Source organism: Kineococcus auxinigenes, from assembly GCF_050871525.1.
Classification (GTDB): domain Bacteria; phylum Actinomycetota; class Actinomycetes; order Actinomycetales; family Kineococcaceae; genus Kineococcus.
On sequence record NZ_JBKBCT010000003.1, the window covers coordinates 53433 to 70889 of the forward strand.

13 protein-coding genes are annotated in these 17457 nt (G+C 73.8%); 9 read left to right on the forward strand and 4 right to left on the reverse strand.

Features of this window, described 5'->3' with window-relative positions; all coding sequences use genetic code 11:
* Positions 1 to 125: 125 nt before the first annotated feature.
* The gene (locus ACRYR9_RS02155) at positions 126 to 2015 is read left to right on the forward strand and encodes an AMP-dependent synthetase/ligase (RefSeq protein WP_432491525.1); all 1890 of its coding nucleotides are present in this window, start codon (positions 126 to 128) and stop codon (positions 2013 to 2015) included.
* Positions 2016 to 2054: 39 nt separating this feature from the next.
* On the opposite strand, the gene ACRYR9_RS02160 is transcribed toward ACRYR9_RS02155, so the two are convergent.
* From ACRYR9_RS02160 to ACRYR9_RS02170, 3 genes are read right to left on the reverse strand one after another with little or no spacing between them, the layout of a single operon-like run.
* Entirely contained in the window at positions 2055 to 2861 is an 807-nt protein-coding gene (locus ACRYR9_RS02160) for an HpcH/HpaI aldolase family protein (protein ID WP_432491527.1), read from the reverse strand.
* Positions 2846 to 3631: a 2-oxo-hept-4-ene-1,7-dioate hydratase gene (gene hpaH, locus ACRYR9_RS02165; RefSeq protein ID WP_432491529.1), complete on the reverse strand. Its 786-nt coding sequence runs from the start codon at positions 3629 to 3631 to the stop codon at positions 2846 to 2848. The genes ACRYR9_RS02160 and hpaH overlap by 16 nt, the downstream gene beginning before the upstream one ends.
* A gap of 41 nt (positions 3632 to 3672) precedes the next feature.
* The gene (locus tag ACRYR9_RS02170) at positions 3673 to 5166 is read right to left on the reverse strand and encodes a fumarylacetoacetate hydrolase family protein (protein ID WP_432491531.1); all 1494 of its coding nucleotides are present in this window, start codon (positions 5164 to 5166) and stop codon (positions 3673 to 3675) included.
* A gap of 148 nt (positions 5167 to 5314) precedes the next feature.
* Here ACRYR9_RS02170 and ACRYR9_RS02175 point away from each other — a divergent pair, with 148 nt between their 5' ends.
* From ACRYR9_RS02175 to ACRYR9_RS02200, 6 genes are all read left to right on the forward strand, one after another.
* On the forward strand, positions 5315 to 6055 hold the full coding sequence (locus tag ACRYR9_RS02175) for a GntR family transcriptional regulator (protein ID WP_432491533.1): 741 nt from the start codon (positions 5315 to 5317) through the stop codon (positions 6053 to 6055).
* Between the two features lie 41 nt (positions 6056 to 6096).
* Positions 6097 to 7635, forward strand: a complete 1539-nt coding sequence (hpaE, locus tag ACRYR9_RS02180; protein WP_432491535.1) for a 5-carboxymethyl-2-hydroxymuconate semialdehyde dehydrogenase — start codon at positions 6097 to 6099, stop codon at positions 7633 to 7635.
* 41 nt (positions 7636 to 7676) lie between these two features.
* Positions 7677 to 8738 carry a 3,4-dihydroxyphenylacetate 2,3-dioxygenase gene (gene hpaD, locus ACRYR9_RS02185; RefSeq protein ID WP_432491537.1) on the forward strand — a complete coding sequence of 354 codons (1062 nt, stop codon included), beginning with the start codon at positions 7677 to 7679 and terminating at the stop codon, positions 8736 to 8738.
* 31 nt (positions 8739 to 8769) lie between these two features.
* Positions 8770 to 10284 (forward strand): NAD-dependent succinate-semialdehyde dehydrogenase, encoded by a 1515-nt coding sequence (locus ACRYR9_RS02190; protein WP_432491539.1) that lies wholly within the window; start codon positions 8770 to 8772, stop codon positions 10282 to 10284.
* Positions 10285 to 10382: 98 nt separating this feature from the next.
* A complete protein-coding gene (locus tag ACRYR9_RS02195) occupies positions 10383 to 11717 on the forward strand; it encodes an FAD-binding oxidoreductase (RefSeq protein WP_432491617.1) in 1335 nt (444 codons plus the stop codon).
* A 174-nt stretch (positions 11718 to 11891) separates the two neighbouring features.
* Complete coding sequence (locus tag ACRYR9_RS02200) at positions 11892 to 13550, forward strand: thiamine pyrophosphate-binding protein (protein ID WP_432491541.1); 1659 nt, start codon at positions 11892 to 11894, stop codon at positions 13548 to 13550.
* A 40-nt stretch (positions 13551 to 13590) separates the two neighbouring features.
* Here the strand turns inward: ACRYR9_RS02200 and ACRYR9_RS02205 are convergent, their stop codons facing one another.
* A complete protein-coding gene (locus tag ACRYR9_RS02205; RefSeq protein ID WP_432491543.1) occupies positions 13591 to 15492 on the reverse strand; it encodes an FAD-binding monooxygenase in 1902 nt (633 codons plus the stop codon).
* A gap of 167 nt (positions 15493 to 15659) precedes the next feature.
* Between ACRYR9_RS02205 and ACRYR9_RS02210 the strand changes: the two genes are divergently transcribed.
* Together ACRYR9_RS02210 and ACRYR9_RS02215 are read left to right on the forward strand one after the other, a co-directional pair.
* A complete protein-coding gene (locus tag ACRYR9_RS02210) occupies positions 15660 to 16376 on the forward strand; it encodes an IclR family transcriptional regulator (protein ID WP_432491545.1) in 717 nt (238 codons plus the stop codon).
* 92 nt (positions 16377 to 16468) lie between these two features.
* Positions 16469 to 17431 carry an AraC family transcriptional regulator gene (locus ACRYR9_RS02215; RefSeq protein ID WP_432491547.1) on the forward strand — a complete coding sequence of 321 codons (963 nt, stop codon included), beginning with the start codon at positions 16469 to 16471 and terminating at the stop codon, positions 17429 to 17431.
* Positions 17432 to 17457: the final 26 nt, after the last annotated feature.

Sequence of the window (17457 nt, forward strand, 5' to 3'; positions counted from 1 at the left end):
GGCCGGGGTCCGGCTCCGCTCGCCCGGACGGGTGCGTCGCCTTGACCGCCCCCCGGTGCGGGCGCATCATCCGGGGACCAGCACGGCGCCACCGGGGGACCGGGGCGCGGACCGAGGAGCAGCCGATGACGTCTGCCGAGGTGTCGACGACGACGCCGAGCAGTTCCGCGACGGACCCAGCGGGTGGGCCGGGGGGTGCGCCGCGGTCCGCCGGACCGCTGGTCACCTCCAGCCAGCCCGCGCAGGTGCCGCCGGCCGCCGAGGGCAACCTCAGCGACCTGGTCCTGGACTGGGAGCGGGACGACCCCGGGGCGGTGTGCTTCAGCCGCAGGGACGACACCGGCGCCTGGGCCGACGTCACGACCGCGCAGTTCGCCGCCACGGTGCGGGCGGTGGCCAAGGGGCTGCTGGCGGCCGGGGTCCGCCCGGGCGACCGGGTGGGGCTGATGTCGCGCACCCGCTACGAGTGGACCGTCGTGGACGCGGCGTGCTGGTTCGCCGGTGCGGTCAGCGTGCCCGTGTACGACACGTCCTCGCCCGAGCAGGTCGCGTGGGTCCTGTCCGACTCCGGTGCGGTGGCGTGCGTGGTGGAGACGCCCGAGCACGCCGCACTGGTGGCCGGGGTGCGCGAGCAGGTGCCCACCCTGCGGCGGACCTGGACCGTCGACGACGGCGGGCTGCAGGAGCTGCAGGCCGCCGGGCGGGACGTGGGCGACGAGGACCTCGAGGCGGCCCGCACGGTCGCCGGGCCGGCGTCCACCGCGACGATCGTCTACACCTCCGGCTCGACCGGGCGCCCCAAGGGGTGCGTGCTCACCCACGCGAACTTCGGCGACCTGGCCCGCAACGCGCACCTCGTGATGCCCGACATGCTCGACGAGCCGGGGGCGTCCACGCTGCTGTTCATCCCGCTGGCCCACGTGCTGGCCCGGTTCGTCGAGGTGCTGTGCCTGGCCGCGCGGGTCCGGATGGGTTTCGCGCCCGACACCAGGGAACTGCTGGCGGACCTGCAGAGCTTCCGCCCCTCGTTCGTGCTGGCCGTGCCGCGGGTGTTCCAGAAGGTCCACGCCGCCGCCCAGCACAAGGCGGCCACCGGCGGCAAGCTGCGCGCGGCCCTGTTCGCCCGGGCCGAGCAGACGGCCGTGGCGTACTCGCGGGCCCTGGACACCGGTGGCCCCGGGCGCGCCCTGCGGGCGCAGCACGCCCTCTTCGACCACCTCGTGTACTCCAAGCTGCGCACCACCCTGGGCGGCCGGCTCACCCGCGCCGTCTCCGGCGGGGCGTCGCTGGGGGAGTACCTGGGGCACTTCTTCCGGGGCGCCGGGCTCACCGTGTTCGAGGGCTGGGGCCTGACGGAGACGGCGGCGCCGGCGTGCGTGAACCGCCCCGGCGACCAGCGCATCGGCACCGTCGGCCTGCCGCTGCCGGGCACGGAGGTGGCGATCGCCGAGGACGGGGAGATCCTGTGCCGCGGGATCGGGGTGTTCACCGAGTACCTGAACCGGCCCGAGGAGACCGCGGAGTCCTTCCGGGACGGCTGGTTCCGCACCGGCGACATCGGTGCCCTCGACGAGGACGGGAACCTGACCATCACCGGCCGGGCCAAGGAGATCATCGTCACCGCCGCCGGCAAGAACGTCGCCCCCGCACCGCTGGAGGACCGGCTGCGCGCCCACCCGCTGATCTCCCAGTGCGTCGTGGTCGGCGACGACCGCCCGTACGTCTCCTGCCTGCTCACCCTGGACGAGGCGGCTGTGACGGCGTGGGGCCAGCTGCACGGCCGGGCCGGCCTGGACGTCGAGGCGGCGAAGGGCGACCCGGCCGTGCTCGCGGAGCTGCAGTCGGCGGTCGACCACGCCAACGGCCTGGTCAGCCGCGCGGAGTCGATCCGCCGGTTCCGTGTGCTGGACGGCGACTTCACCGTCGAGAACGACTGCCTCACCCCGAGCCTGAAGATGCGGCGGCACGAGGTGCTGCGCCTGTTCGCCGCGGACGTCGAGGCGCTGTACTCCTGAGGTGCCCCGGCGCGGGCCGGGACACCTCAGGAGTGGACGTCAGTACGAGGGGCGCTCCGCGTCGTCCCCCGGCGTGGTGACGAACTCGGCCGCGAGCTTCTCCGACGCCCTGGCCACCAGGGCGACGTCGGCGCCCACCAGGACGAAACGTGCCCCGGCGTCGGCGTAGGCGTGGGCGACCGCGGGGTCGAAGGCGTTGACCCCCACCGGTTTCCCGGCGGCGAGCACCGCCGCCAGGGCCCGGTGCACGGCGGCCACGACGTCCGGGTGCGTCTGCGCGCCGAGCAGGCCCATGGACGCCGCCAGGTCGCTCGGGCCGACGAAGACGCCGTCGACGCCGGGCGTCGCGGCGATCTCCCCGGCGTTCTCGACGGCCTCGGCGGTCTCGACCTGGACGACGACGGACACGTGCTCCGCCGCGTTCGCCAGGTAGCCGTCGACCCGGTTCCACCGGGCGGAGCGGGCCAGCGCGCTGCCGACGCCCCGGCGCCCGGCGGGCGGGTACTGCGTGGCCGCGACCACGGCGCGGGCCTGCTCCGCGGTGGAGACCATGGGGACCAGGACGGTCTGCGCCCCCAGGTCCAGCACCTGCTTGAGCAGGACGTCGTCGGCGGCGGGCACGCGCACGACGGGTGTCACGGGGTAGCCGGAGACGGCGTGGAGCTGGGCGAGGGTGGACTCCAGCCCGTTCGGGGCGTGCTCCATGTCGATGAGCACCCAGTCCAGCCCGGACCCGGCCATGACCTCGGCCATGACGGGGGAGCCGGAGCAGACCCAGCCGCCGAACAGCGCGCGGTCGGTCGCGTGAAGCCGGTCCCGCAGGGTGGGGTTCAGGCGAAGCGGCACGAGATCGTCCCCAGCCTTCCGTAGTCGGCGAGGACGGTGTCCCCGGGGTGCACCCACATCGGCCGGGTGAAGGACCCGGCGAGGACGATCTCCCCGGCCGCCAGGTGGTCGTCGTGCTGGGCCAGCTTCTGCGCCAGCCACGCCACGCCGCTGGCGGGGTGGTTCAGGACGGCCGCCGCGACGCCCGACTCCTCGATCGTCTCGTTGCGGTAGAGCAGGGCCGAGACCCAGCGCAGGTCGACGGCGTCGGGGGCCACCGGGTTCCCGCCGACGACCGTGCCGCCCATGGCGGCGTTGTCGCTGATCGTGTCGACGATGGTGCGTCCCTGCATCTCGATGCGCGAGGAGAGGATCTCCAGGGCGGGCACGACGTACTCGGTGGCGCGCAGCACGTCGAAGACCGAGACGTGGGGGCCGGCGAGCGGCTCGCGCAGGACGAACGCGAGCTCCACCTCGATGCGGACGTTGGAGAAGCGCGCGTGCTCGATGACGCTGCCGTTCTCGAAGACCATGTCCGCGAAGATCGCGCCGTAGTCGGGTTCGGTGATGCCGGTGGCCACCTGCATGACCTTCGACGTCAGGCCGATCTTGCGGCCCACCGGTCGCCGGCCCGCAGCGGTGCCGCGGCGGCGCCACTCGTTCTGCACCGCGTAGGAGTCCTCGACGGTCATGCCGGGGTGGCGGGCCGTGAGCAGGGGCACCGTCGTGCGATCGCGTTCGGCGGCGGCGAGCTCGTCCGCGATCGCGGTGATCGTCTCGGGGGGCAGCATCGACGTTCTCCTCGGGGTCGGCGTTCGGGGGACCGGCCGTTTCAGCCCTGCTCGTCGCGCGCGGCGTACTTCGCGCGCCACTCGGCGTTCATCGGGAAGAGCCCGTGCACCGGGTGGCCCGCCGCGACCTGCTCGGCGATCCAGGCGTCCTCCTCCTCCTGCGCGAGGGCGGCGTCGACGACCTCCTCGACGAGGGCGCGGGGGACGACCAGGACGCCGTCGGAATCGCCGACGATCACGTCCCCGGGCTGCACCGCCGCCCCGCCGCAGGCGATGGTGACGTCGACGTCCCACGGGACGTGCTTGCGGCCCAGGACGGCGGGGTGGGCCCCGCGGGAGTAGACCGGCAGGCCCACGGCGGCGACGGCGTCGTGGTCGCGGACACCGCCGTCGGTCACGATCCCCGCCGCTCCCCGGGCGTGGGCCCGGATGGCGAGGATGTCGCCGAGCGTCCCCGAACCGGCCTCGCCCCGGGCCTCGATGACGAGGACCTCGCCGGGCTCGACGGCGTCGAAGGCCCGCTTCTGGGCGTTGAACCCACCGCCGTGCGAGGCGAAGAGGTCCTCCCGGTTGGGCACGAACCGCAGCGTCTTGGCCACGCCGACGAGCTTGCGGTCGGGGTGGGCCGGGCGCACGCCGTCGATGCTGACGTTGTTCAGGCCGCGCTTGCGCAGCTGCGCCGACAGCGCCGCCACCGGCGCCTGCTCGAGCTTGGCGCGCAGGCCGTCGCCGAGCCCCGGGGGGGCCGCGGGCGGCAGGCCGGCGGCCTCTCGCGAGCCCCAGGCCTCCTCGCGCTGCTTGTCGTCGACCGCGGGCAGCGAGCCGAGGTCGGCGTCGAAGGCGTGCTCGCCCTGGACGACCGTCGTCACCAACCGGCCGGAGGTGGCGCCGGCGCGCGCACCGCTGACGACGTCGACCTCGACCTCGACGACGTCACCGGGGACGACGACGCTGGAACCGGCGGGCGTCCCGGTGAGGACCACGTCGCCGGTCTCGAGCGTGAAGTGCTGGGAGAGGTCGGCGACGATCTGCGCCGGCGAGAACAGCACGGCGGCGCTCGTGTCCTCCTGGACCAGGGCGCCGTTCACCCACGTGCGCACCCGCAGCGCCGCGGGGTCCACGTCCGAGGCGTCGATGAGCTGCGGCCCGAGGGGGGTGAAGCCGTCGCCGCCCTTGGAGCGGACGTTCGACCCCTTGTCGTTGGCGCGCAGGTCGTACAGGCCCAGGTCGTTGGCGGCGGTGACGTGCGAGACGTGGCGCCACGCCTGCTCGGCGGGCACGCGGCGAGCGGGTTCCCCGATGACCAGGGCGATCTCACCCTCGAAGGCGAGGAGTTCCGTGCCGGCCGGTCGCTCGACGGTGCCGCCGCCGGCGGCCACGGAGCTGGAGGGCTTGAGGAAGTAGGAGGGGGCGGCGGGCCGCCGGCCGCGCTGGTCCGCCCGGGAGGCGTAGCTGAGGTGGACGGCCACCACCTTGCCGGGGCGTCCGGCGGGGAGGGCGGCGAAGCGGGGGTCGTGGTCGGGCTGGGTCATCATCGACTCTCTCCTGACGTGGTATCCGAAACTGTATACGATCCGGTGTCGAGGCGTCGAGGCTCTTGTGGGGGCGCCTTCACCGACCTACGATGTACATCAAGATATACGATGTTGATCCGCATGGTGGATCCGCGCAGTGGATCGCAAGGTGCCTGACGACGACGTGGAGGCGACGCTGATGACCCCTGGACCCGTGGCCGGAACGGCCACCTCCAAGGTCGAAGTGGCCTACCAGCTCATCCGCGACCGCATCCTCGCGGGGGAGTACACGCCCGGGTACCGGCTCGTCCTGGGAGCGCTGGCCAAGGAGCTCGGCTCCTCCTCCGTCCCGGTCCGCGAGGCGATCCGGCGCCTGGAGGCGGAGCACCTCGTGGAGTTCGAGCGCAACGTCGGCGCCACGGTCCGCGGGCTGGACCCCGTGGAGTACCGCTGGACCATGGAGACCCTGGCCGTCGTCGAGGGGGCCGCCGTCGGGCAGGCCGTCCCCCTGCTGACCGCCTCCGACCTTCAGGAGGTGCGCCGGCTCAACGAGCTCATGCGCGCCGAGCTGCACGGGCTGGACCGCGGCGACTTCGACACCCAGCGCTTCAGCCAGCTCAACCAGCGCCTGCACCGCGCGCTGGCCGCGCCCTGCCCCAACCCGCACCTGCTCGACCTCGTCGACCGCGGTTGGCGGCGCCTCAGCACGCTGCGGACCAGCGTGTTCTCCATGGTCCCCGAACGCACCCACCAGTCCGTCGCCGAGCACGACGGGCTCATCGAGCTCATCACCTCCGGCGCAGACCCCGCAGCCGTCGAACAGGCCGCCCGCGCGCACCGCACCGCCACCCTCGCGGCGGTGCTCGCGCACGAGGCGTCCCAGCCCCTCGACGGCACCCCGCCCGGCTGACCGACCGCACCACCACGCTCCCCGACGACCAGGAGGAAACCGTGACCACCACCGCGTCCGAGGCGACCACCCGCCACGTGCCCGAGGGCCTGCCCACCCACCTGCAGCACTTCATCGACGGCGAACTGCGCGATTCCGTCGGCGGCGAGACCTTCGACGTGCTCGACCCGGTCTCGAACGAGAACTACGCCACCGCCTCGGCGGGGCAGGCCGCCGACGTCGACGCCGCCGTGCGGGCCGCCGGGCGTGCCTTCGAGGACGGCCCCTGGCCGACGACGGCGCCGCGCGCCCGCGCCCGCGTCCTCAACAGGATCGCCGACCTCGTCGAGGCCTCCGACGCGCGCCTGGCGGAGCTGGAGACCTTCGACACCGGCCTGCCGATCACCCAGGCCCTCGGGCAGGCGCAGCGCGCAGCGGAGAACTTCCGCTTCTTCGCGGACCTGGTCGTCGCCCAGACCGACGACGCCTACAAGGTGCCCGGCAAGCAGGTGAACTACGTCAACCGCAAGCCGGTCGGCGTCGCGGGGCTCATCACGCCGTGGAACACCCCGTTCATGCTGGAGAGCTGGAAGCTGGCCCCCGCCATCGCCTCCGGGTGCACCGTGGTCCTCAAGCCCGCGGAGTTCACCCCGCTGTCGGCGAGCCTGTGGGCGCAGATCTTCACCGAGGCCGGCCTGCCCAGGGGCGTGTTCAACCTCGTCAACGGCATCGGCGAGGAGGCCGGCGACGCCCTCGTCAAGCACCCCGGCACCCGCCTCATCTCCTTCACCGGCGAGACCACCACCGGGCAGCTCATCTTCCGCAACTCCGCGGCCCACCTCAAGGGCATGTCGATGGAGCTCGGCGGCAAGTCCCCGGCGGTCGTCTTCGCCGACGCCGACCTCGAGGCCGCGCTGGACTCCACGCTGTTCGGCGTCTTCTCCCTCAACGGTGAGCGCTGCACGGCCGGCTCGCGCATCCTGGTCGAGCGCAGCGTCTACGACGAGTTCGTCGAGCGCTACGCCGCGCGGGCGAAGAACATCGTCGTCGGCAACCCGCACGATCCGGCCACCGAGGTCGGGGCCCTGGTGCACCCGGAGCACTACGAGCGCGTCCTGGGCTACGTCGAGATCGGCAAGACCGAGGGCCGCCTCGTCGCCGGTGGCGGGCGTCCCGACCACCTGCCGGTCGGGAACTACCTGGCGCCCACCGTGTTCGCCGACGTCCCCTCCACGGCCCGCATCTTCCAGGAGGAGATCTTCGGCCCCGTCGTGGCGATCACGCCGTTCGAGGACGAGGCCGACGCGATCCGCCTGGCCAACGACGTCAAGTACGGCCTGGCCGGGTACGTCTGGACCTCGGACCTGCAGCGCGGGCACCGCGTCGCGCACTCCATCGAGGCCGGGATGGTGTGGCTGAACTCCCACAACGTGCGCGACCTGCGCAGCCCCTTCGGCGGCGTGAAGGCGTCCGGCCTCGGCCACGAGGGCGGTTACCGCTCCATCGACTTCTACACCGAGCAGCAGGCGGTCCACATCACCCTGGGCGACGTGCACACCACCCGCTTCGGCGCCCGCGCCGCCAGCGAGATCGACTACTGACCCGCTCCCCTCCACGCACCGCTCTCGACGAGGAGAACACCGTGACCGGCACCCTGCCCACCCCGCCCGACGTCATCCGCTGCGCCTACGCGGAGCTCGTCGTCACCGACCTGCAGAAGTCGAAGTGGTTCTACACCGAGCTGCTCGGGCTCGTGGTGACCGCCGAGACCGAGGACGCGATCTACCTGCGCGCCTTCGAGGAGTACCTGCACCACTCCCTGGTCATCCGCACGGGCCCCGTCGCGGCCTGCGCCAAGCTGGCCTACCGGGTGCGCACGCCGCAGGACCTCGACCTGGCCGAGGACTACTACCGCGCCCTCGAAGTGCCGGTGCGCCGCGTGCCGGCCGGCACCACGAAGGGCATCGGCGAGGCCGTGCAGATCGTCGACCCGCTGGGCTTCCCCGTGGAGTTCTTCCACGACGCCGAGCACGTCGAGCGCTTCACCCAGCGCTACGACGTCCACGGCGCGGGCGCGATCTCCCGCCTCGACCACTTCAACGTCGTCACCCCCGACGTCCCCGCCGCGCGCGAGTACTACGAGGGCCTCGGCTTCAAGGTGTCCGAGGACATCGAGGACGAGGAGGGCACCGTCTACGCGGCGTGGATGTACCGCAAGCCCACCGTCCACGACGTGGCGCTCACCGGCGGCGACGGCCCGCGCATGCACCACATCGCGTTCGCCACCCACGAGCGCAGCCAGATCCTGCACCTGTGCGACCACCTCGGCGCGGTGCGCCGCTCCGACCAGATCGAGCGCGGCCCGGGTCGCCACGGCGTCTCGAACGCGTTCTACCTGTACCTGCTGGACCCGGACGGGCACCGCATCGAGATCTACACGCACGACTACTACACCGGCGACCCGGACAACCCGGTCGTCACCTGGGACGTGCACGACAACCAGCGTCGCGACTGGTGGGGGAACCCGGTCGTCCCGTCGTGGTACTCCAACGCCTCGACCGTGCTGGACCTCGACGGCAACCCCCGCGAGGTCGTCGAGCGCCAGGACACCCGCGAGTCCGACGTGACGATCGGCGCCGACGGGTTCTCCTACACCCGCAAGGACGAGGTCGAGCAGGGCTTCAAGGTCGGTCACCAGGTCTGAGCCGCGCGGCACGAGGCGAGGAGGAGGACGCATGACGAGCACGACGACGGGTGGCGCGACCAGCGGTGCGGGGAACTCCGTGAGCGGTGGCGCCGAGCGCGAGCAGCGGTTGCTGCGGGAGGTGCCGACGCAGCTGTTCATCGGGGGCACCTGGCGCGACGGCAGCGCCGGCACGCTGACCGTGGAGGACCCCGCCACCGGGCAGGTGCTGACCAGCATCGCCGACGCCTCGGTCGACGACGGCGCCGCCGCCCTCGACGCCGCGGCGGCCGCCCAGCACGACTGGGCGCGCACCCCGCCGCGGCAGCGCGCGGAGGTCCTGCGCCGCGCCTTCGACGCGGTCACCGAGCGCGCGGAGGACTTCGCGCTGCTCATGACGCTGGAGATGGGCAAGCCGCTGGCCGAGGCCCGCGGCGAGGTCGCCTACGGCGCGGAGTTCCTGCGCTGGTTCTCCGAGGAGGCCTCGCGCATCTCGGGTCGCTACGCGCAGAACCCGGCCGGTGGGTCGCGGTTGCTGACGATGAAGCAGCCGGTGGGCCCCTGCCTGGCGATCACGCCGTGGAACTTCCCGCTGGCGATGGGCACCCGCAAGATCGGCCCCGCCCTGGCGGCGGGCTGCACCATCGTGGTCAAGCCGGCCACCCAGACGCCGCTGACGATGCTGGCCCTGGTGCGGGTGCTCCAGGAGGCCGGTGTGCCCGACGGGGTCCTCAACGTGGTCACCACCTCGCGCACCAGCGAGGTGATGGCGCCGCTCATCGCCGACCCGCGGCTGCGCAAGCTGACGTTCACCGGTTCCACGCCGGTGGGGCAGGCGCTGGTGCGCCAGTCGGCGGACCGGCTGCTGCGCACCTCCATGGAACTGGGCGGCAACGCGCCCTTCCTCGTCTTCGACGACGCCGACCTGGACGCCGCGGTCGAGGGCGCGATGGCTGCGAAGATGCGCAACATGGGCGAGGCGTGCACCGCCGCGAACCGCTTCTACGCCCAGCGCGGCGTCGCGGAGGAGTTCTCGCAGCGCCTGGCCGAGCGGATGGGGGCGCTGCGCGTCGGGCGCGGCACCGAGGAGGGCGTGCAGGTCGGCCCGCTCATCGACGCGCGCGCCCGCGAGGACGTCGCCGGCCGCGTCGGCGAGGCCGTGCAGGCGGGAGCGCAGGTGCTCACCGGAGGTCAAGGCGTGGGCGAGGCGGGCTACTTCTACGCCCCCACCGTCGTCACCGACGTGCCGGCCGGTGCCCGGCTGCTGACGGAGGAGACCTTCGGGCCGGTGGCCCCGGTGGTCGCCTTCGACACCGAGGAGGAGGGTGTGGCGCTGGCCAACGACACCGAGTACGGCCTGGTCGGCTACGTCTTCACCGAGGGGTTCTCCCGCGGCATGCGGGTGGCCGAGGCGCTGGACACCGGGATGGTGGGCCTGAACGCCGGGGTCATCTCGAACGCCGCCGCGCCGTTCGGCGGGGTCAAGGCCTCCGGGTTCGGCCGCGAAGGCGGATTCGAGGGCATCGAGGAGTACCTCGAGACCAAGTACGTCGGTTTCCCGATGTGATCGACTCGGACCCGATCGACCGGGAGGACCCCGTGATCACTGACGCGGACGGCGTGCCGACCACCCCCGCGGGTGTGGTCGCCGACCTGGTGTCGGCGATGCCGGACCGGGTGCGGACCTCGCCGGCGGTGCTGGAGCAGTACCGCCGGGACCGCTCCGGCCGGGTGAGCGACGGTGCACCGCTGTGCGTCGTCGAGGCCGGCTCGATCGCCGACGTCCAGCACACCTGCCGCACCGCCAGCGCCCACGGCGTCCCGGTGGTCACGCGCGGGGCGGGCACCGGTCTGGTCGGCGGGGGGATCGCGGGGGCCGGGGAGATCGTGCTGTCCACGCGCGCCATGGACCGCGTCCTGCGGATCTCCCCGCAGAACCGCCTGGCGGTGGTCGAGCCCGGTGTCCTCAACGCCGAGCTGAACCGCCGGCTGGCCGGGGAGGGGCTGTGGTGGGCCCCCGACCCGGCCAGCCGGGAGATCTCCACCGTCGGCGGCAACATCGCCACCAACGCCGGCGGTCTGCTGTGCGCCAAGTACGGCGTGACCCGCGACGCCGTGCTGTCGCTGAAGGTGGTGCTGGCCGACGGCCGGCTCATCAGCGTCGGTCACGACACCGTCAAGGGGGTCACCGGCCTGGACCTGTGCGCGCTGCTGGTCGGCTCCGAGGGGACGCTCGGGGTGATCGTCGAGTGCACCCTGAAGCTGCGCCCGCTCGTGCGCGGCGAGGTCGCCACGATCAGCGCGTCCTTCCCCTCCGTCGAGCGGGCCGCGGCGGCGGCCGCGAGCGTCGTGGCGGCCGGGTGGACGCCGGCGGTCATGGAGCTGATGGACCGCCGCACCCTGGAGTGCGTCAGCCGGTACAGCGGCGTCGACTTGCTCTCCCGCGGCGACGCGCTGCTGCTGGTGCAGACCGACGGCACCGGTGCTCTCGAGGAGGGACAGGCGGTCCTGGCCCTCGCCACCGCCGCCGGCGGCGACGCGGAGCTGACGACGGACCCCGAGCAGGGTGCCCGGCTGATGGCCGTGCGCCGGCAGGCGTTCCCGGCCATCGAGACGCTGGGGACGCTGCTGGTGGAGGACGTCGCCGTCCCGCTGGAGGCGATGAGCGCGGTGTTCGCGCGGGTGCGCGAGCTCGAGGAGCGCTACGGCCTCGTCATCCCGACCGCCTGCCACGCCGGGGACGGCAACCTGCACCCCACCTTCGCCTTCCGGGGCGAGGAGGTGCCCGAGGCGGTCTGGCGGGCGGCCGGGGAGCTGTTCCAGTTCGCCCTGCAGGTGGGTGGCACCCTGTCCGGCGAGCACGGCATCGGCCTGCTCAAGCGCCGGTGGCTGGGGGACGAGCTGGGTGCGGACCAGCTCGACCTCCAGCGGCGGATCAAGGAGGTCTTCGACCCCGCGGGCATCCTCAACCCGGGCAAGGTCTTCGCTCCGGGAGCCTGACCCGGTGCGAGTGAGCGACCGGCACGACCGTTCTCGACGGGCTTCCGGCGAGCGGGTTCCCGTCCTAAGGTGGTGCCGTCCGGGTGAGGTTCCCGGTGCCCGCAAAAGGGGCACGAAGCGGTGGTGCCGCGAGACACACATGGAAACCTCCCGCACCGTCGCCCCGGAGTCCACGTGTCCACGACGTCCGCCCTGGTCGCCCACGCCCTCGCCCCGCACGTCACCGACGCCTTCGGCCTGATGGGCAACGGCAACGCCCGCTTCATCGACGCCCTGCACACCGCGGGACGGGTGCGGTTCACCGCGGTGCGCCACGAGGCGGCCGCCGTCGCCGCGGCCGACGCGTACTGCCGCGCGAGCGGGCGGATCGCCGTCGCGACCACCACGTACGGCGCGGGTTTCACCAACGCGGTCACCCCGCTCGCCGAGGCGGCGCAGGCGCGCGTCCCCCTCGTGCTCGTCGTGGGCGACCAGCCGACGACGGGACCGCGACCGTGGGACGTCGCCCAGGGGGCGATCGCCGCCGGGGTCGGTGTGCGCACCTTCACCGTCGGCACGGACGACGCGGTCGCCGTGACGACCGCGGCGTTGCAGCACGCCCTGGGCGAGCGCACTCCGGTCGTCGTGGCGATCCCGTACGACGTCGCCAAGCAAGAGGCCGGCCGGGCGCCCCGTGCCGGGGAGCTGCCGGCGCTGGAACCTGCGGTCCCGGTCGACGTGGACCTCGTCGCGGCCGCCGCCGCGGCATCGGACCTGGCCACCGCCCGGCGACCGTTCCTGCTGGCCGGGCGCGGCGCCGTCCTGGCCGGTGCCGGTCCCGTCCTCGGGGAGCTCGCGGAGGTCCTCGGTGCCGTCACGGGCACCACGGCGACCGCGCGCAGCCTCTTCCCCGACCCGCGCTTCGACCTGGGGGTGACCGGGGGGTTCGGCCACGAGGGGGCGATGGCGCTGGTGGGCGAGGCGGACGTGGTCCTCGTCGTGGGCGCGGGCCTGAACCAGTTCACGACGCGTTTCGGTCGCCTCTTCGGTGCCGGCACCCGGGTCGTGCAGATCGACGAGGCGGAGGGCCCGACCCACCCGGTGGTGACGCGGTTCGTCCGGGGTGGTGCCGCCGGTGCCGTGCGTGCCGTGCTCGACGCCCTGCCTGCCCGGACGAACGCGGTCCCCGGGTGGCGAGATGCGGCCGCTGCGCTGACGCGGCGCGGGCTGCACCGCCGGCACCCGGGTTCCGGGCTCGCGCCCGACGGGCGGCTGGACCCCCGCAGCGTGGCCGCGCGGCTGGCGGAGGTGCTGCCCGAGGACCGCGTCGTCGTGTCCGACGGCGGGCACTTCATCGGCTGGGCGAACACGTACTGGCCCGTGGCCGAGCCGCACCGGATGCAGATGGTCGGCACCGCCTACCAGAGCATCGGGCTGGGCCTGGCCAGCGCCGTCGGCGCGGCACGCGCCTGCCCGGGCTCCACGATCGTCCTGTCGACGGGCGACGGCGGCTGCCTGATGGCGCTGGCCGACCTGGAGAGCGTGGTGCGCACCACGCGCCGCGGCGTGGTCGTCGTCTGGAACGACGCCGCGTACAACGCCGAGGTGAGCCTGTACGGCTCGCAGGGCCTGGCGCTGGAACCGATGCTGATCCCCGAGGTGGACTTCGCCGGCCTGGCCCGCGCCGTGGGTGCCGAGGCGGCGGTGGCGCGCACCGTGGAGGACCTGGAACGCCTGACCGAGTGGCTCGCCTCCGGGCGCGAGGGCGTCTTCCTCCTCGACTGCCGGATCAGCGCGAGCGTCGTGGCGCCCTACCAGGAGGAGATCATCGCGGTGAACGCGGCCGCGAAGTAGCCGGCCGCCGCCCCCGGAGGGGCGGCGGCCGGCGCGGGCGTCAGGTCCTCGCGGCCACGGGCCGGCGCAGCAGCGGTGCGAAGTAGGCCGCCAGCTCCGCGTGCGCGTCCAGCGGCAGCACGTTCGCCACGTACTGGTCCGGGCGCACCACCACGACGCCACCGCTGCGGTCCACACCGCGCAGCTCGAAGACGTCCGACGCCGGGTCGGCCGCGTACACCTTCTCGTGGTCGATCAGCCCGAACGGGCCGGTCCGGGGTTTGAACACCTCCGGGACGGCGGTGGTGTCGACCTCCGGGTGCGCCTGCTGGTAGACCACCTTCACGTCGAACCACGCGTCCAGGTCGGCACCGGCCGGGGTGGCGGCCAGCGGGGAGTCCGCCGCGCCGGTCAGCCACTGCGCCAGTTCCCCGACGGCCGAGCCCTCGCCGGGCCCGGCCGCGTCGGCGAAGACGTAGATCCGCCAGCGGCCGTCCGCAGTGGCGTGGTGCCCCAGGTGGACGGGGTTGCCGTCGCAGACGCGGACGACGGGCGCGGACTTGAAGCGCCTGCCGACGGGGAAACCGGTGGCGAGTTCCTGGTGGACGGGTTCGGCGACGAGCTGCGAGGGGGCGTACCGGACCGCGAGACCGGCGAGGTTCTCGGCGGTGCGGACGTAGTACCTCTCCAGCTCGGAGGGGTCCGCCATCTCCTCGGGCTTCTTGGCCATGAGCGTGGACCACTCGCGGTCGAAGTCGATGAGGGCCTGGGCGGCGACCTGCCGCTCGGCCGAGTAGGTGCTCAGCAAGCTCTCCGGGCTGCGGCCCTCCAGCACGTGCCCGAGCTTCCAGGCCAGGTTGAAACCGTCCTGCATGGACACGTTCATGCCCTGCCCGGCCTTGGCGCTGTGGGTGTGGCAGGCGTCGCCCGTGATGAACACGCGCGGGCTGCGGCTCCCCGCCTCCTCGGGCAGGACGTCGTCGAAGCGGTCCGTCAGGCGGTGGCCGACCTCGTAGACGCTGTGCCACGCGACGTCGCGCACGTCCAGGGTGTACGGGTGCAGGATCTCCTGCGCGGTGGCGATGATCTGCTCGATCGTGGTGCTGCGCACCGCGCTGCTGCCGCCCTCGGGGACCTCGCCGAGGTCGACGTACATGCGGAACAGGTGCCCGCCCTCGCGCGGGATGAGCAGGATGCTGCCGCCGGTGGCGGACTGGATGGCGCACTTGCGCCGGATGTCGGGGAAGTCGGTGACGGCCAGGGCGTCCATGACGCCCCAGGCGTGGTTGGCGGCGGCGCCCGCGAGCGTGCAGCCGATCGAGGCCCTCACCCTGCTGCGGGCACCGTCGGCACCGACGACGTACTTCGCCCGGACGGTGCGGCTCCGGCCCGCGCGCTCACCCGCCGTGTGGACGAGGGTGACCTCGACGGGGTGCTCGCGCCCCTCGTGGACCTGCAGGCCGCTGAACTCGTAGCCGTAGTCCGGGCGCATCCGGGTCGGGGAGTTCGCCATGAACTCGGCGAAGTAGTCCAGCACCCGGGCCTGGTTGACGATGAGGTGCGGGAACTCGCTGATGCCCGACGGGTCGTCCGGTGTCAGCGCGGTGCGGGTGATGCGGGCCGGGTCGGTGGGGTCCGGCTTCCAGAACGCGGTCTCGGTGATCCGGTACGCCTCGGCGGTGATCCGGTCGGCGAAGCCGAACGCCTGGAACGTCTCCACGCTGCGCGCCTGGATCCCGTCGGCCTGGCCGATGGCGAGGCGGCCGTCGCGTCGGTCGACGATGCGGGTCACCACGCCGGGGAAGCGGGAGAGCTGGGCTGCGGTGATCATCCCGGCCGGGCCGGTCCCGACGATGAGGACGTCGACCTCGTCGGGCAGGTCGTCCGGACGGTCGAGCCCGACGCCGGCTGCCGGCTGGACCCGGGGATCACCGGAGACGTATCCGTGGTGGTGGAACTGCACGGGCTGTGCCCACCTCTCTGTGGCCGCCTGCGCCGCCGTCGACGCGTTCGATATCAGAACACTCAACTCTGATGTAGAACAACCGTAGGGACGCCCGCCGGTACCGTCAAGGCCGACCGGCGTCTCGGTAGGGTCTGCGGCAACCACCGGTTCGGCGAGGGGGAGGCGTGGCGGTCGAGGGGGCGCTGTCGCAGACGCTGTCGCGCGGGTTGCGGGTCCTGGAGCTGCTCGCCGGGGCGGAGCGTCCCCTGAGCGTCGACGACGTCGCCGCCGGTCTCGGGCTGCACCGCTCCATCGCCTACCGGCTGCTGCGGACGCTGGAGGCGCACCGCCTCGTCGACCGGGACCCGGCCGGGCGCTACCGCCCCGGCGTCGGGCTCGCCGTGCTGGCGCGCTCCGTGCTCCCGGACCTGCGCACCGCGGCCGAGCCGGTGCTGGAGGCCGTCGCCGCCGACCTGGGCGTCACCGCCTTCGCGGTGGTCGCCCGCGGCGAGGACTGCGTGACGCTGGCCAGCGTGGAATCCCGGCGCCCCGGTGCGAGCCTCGCCCAGCGGCCCGGGACCGTCCACCCCCTGCAGCGGGGCGCCCCGGGGCTGGCCCTGCTCGCCGCCCGTCCCGCGGCGGCCGGGGGCTCGCGCGCCGCCGAGGTCGCCGCGGTGCGCCGCCGCGGCTGGGCGACCTCCCACGACGAGGTGATCCCCGGCCTGCGGGCCGTCGCGGTGCCGGTCCCGGCGCACCTGGAGGAGCCGTGCGCCCTCGCGGTCGTGTACATCGACGGCACGGTGCTCGACGAGGCGCACCTCGCCGCGCGCCTGGCCGCGGCGGCCGGCGAGCTCTCTGCGGCGCTGGGTCGCGGCGGTGGTGCGACGGGTGCGCTCGGGTGAACGACCCGGCCCGCACCTCCCCGAGCCCGTCCAGCCCGGTTAGCATCGGGCGGCCGCCTCGGCGCCGTGGCGGCGGACCGGGAGGGAGAGCCGTGACGTCCGCACCTGAACCGGTACGCGCAGGCGGGTCCCTGGACCTGCAGGGCATCGACGCCTTCCGTGACGCGATCTCCTCCGCCTTCGTGCCGCTGCGGGTCAGCACGAGCACCCCCGACCGCTTCCGCGCGCACCTGCGGTCCTCGGGGGCGGGCGGTGTCGAGGTGGTCGAGATCGCCGCCCGCCGCCAGCTGGTGGAACGCACCCCGGCGCTCGTGGAGAACGGCGGCCCTCCCCGCTTCAAGGTGAGCGTGCAGCTGGAGGGCAGCTGCCTGCTCGTGCAGGGGGATCGCGAAGCGGTCCTGGGTGCCGGCGACCTGGCGGTCTACGACACCTCCCGGCCGTACTCCATGGCCTTCGACGACGACTTCCGCGCGGTGATCCTCATGTTCCCGCACGCCCTGGTGGGCCTGGCGCCCGAGCAGGTCCGCGAGGTGACGGCGACCCGGTTCGACGGCGGTGACGGCCTGGGGGCCGTGGTGGCGCCCTTCCTCACGCACGTGGCCGACCAGCTCGACCGGCTCCCGGGCCCGGCCCGCACTCGGCTGACCACGCACGCGCTGGACCTGGTCACCACCCTGGTCTCCTCGGAGCTGGACGTCCGCTCCAGCGCGGACGCCCGCCGGCGCGCGCTGCTGGCGCGCATCCACGAGCACGTCGAGGCGCACCTGGGCGACCCCGGGTTGACGCCCGCCGGCATCGCCGCGGCCCACCACGTCTCCACCCGCCACCTGCACGGGTTGTTCCGCGCGGAGGGCGCGACCGTCTCCGGCTGGATCCGGCAGCGCCGCCTGGAGCGGTGCCGGCGCGACCTCACCGACCCCCGTCTCGCGGGCGTGCCCGTCGCCGCCATCGGCGCCCGGTGGGGTTTCCACGACCCGGCGCACTTCTCCCACGTCTACAAGGCCGCTTACGGCGAACCGCCGTCGGGCACCCGCAGCGCGCTGCGGCGAGGCTGAGGCGCCGGGGCCCCGGTGGGGGGTGC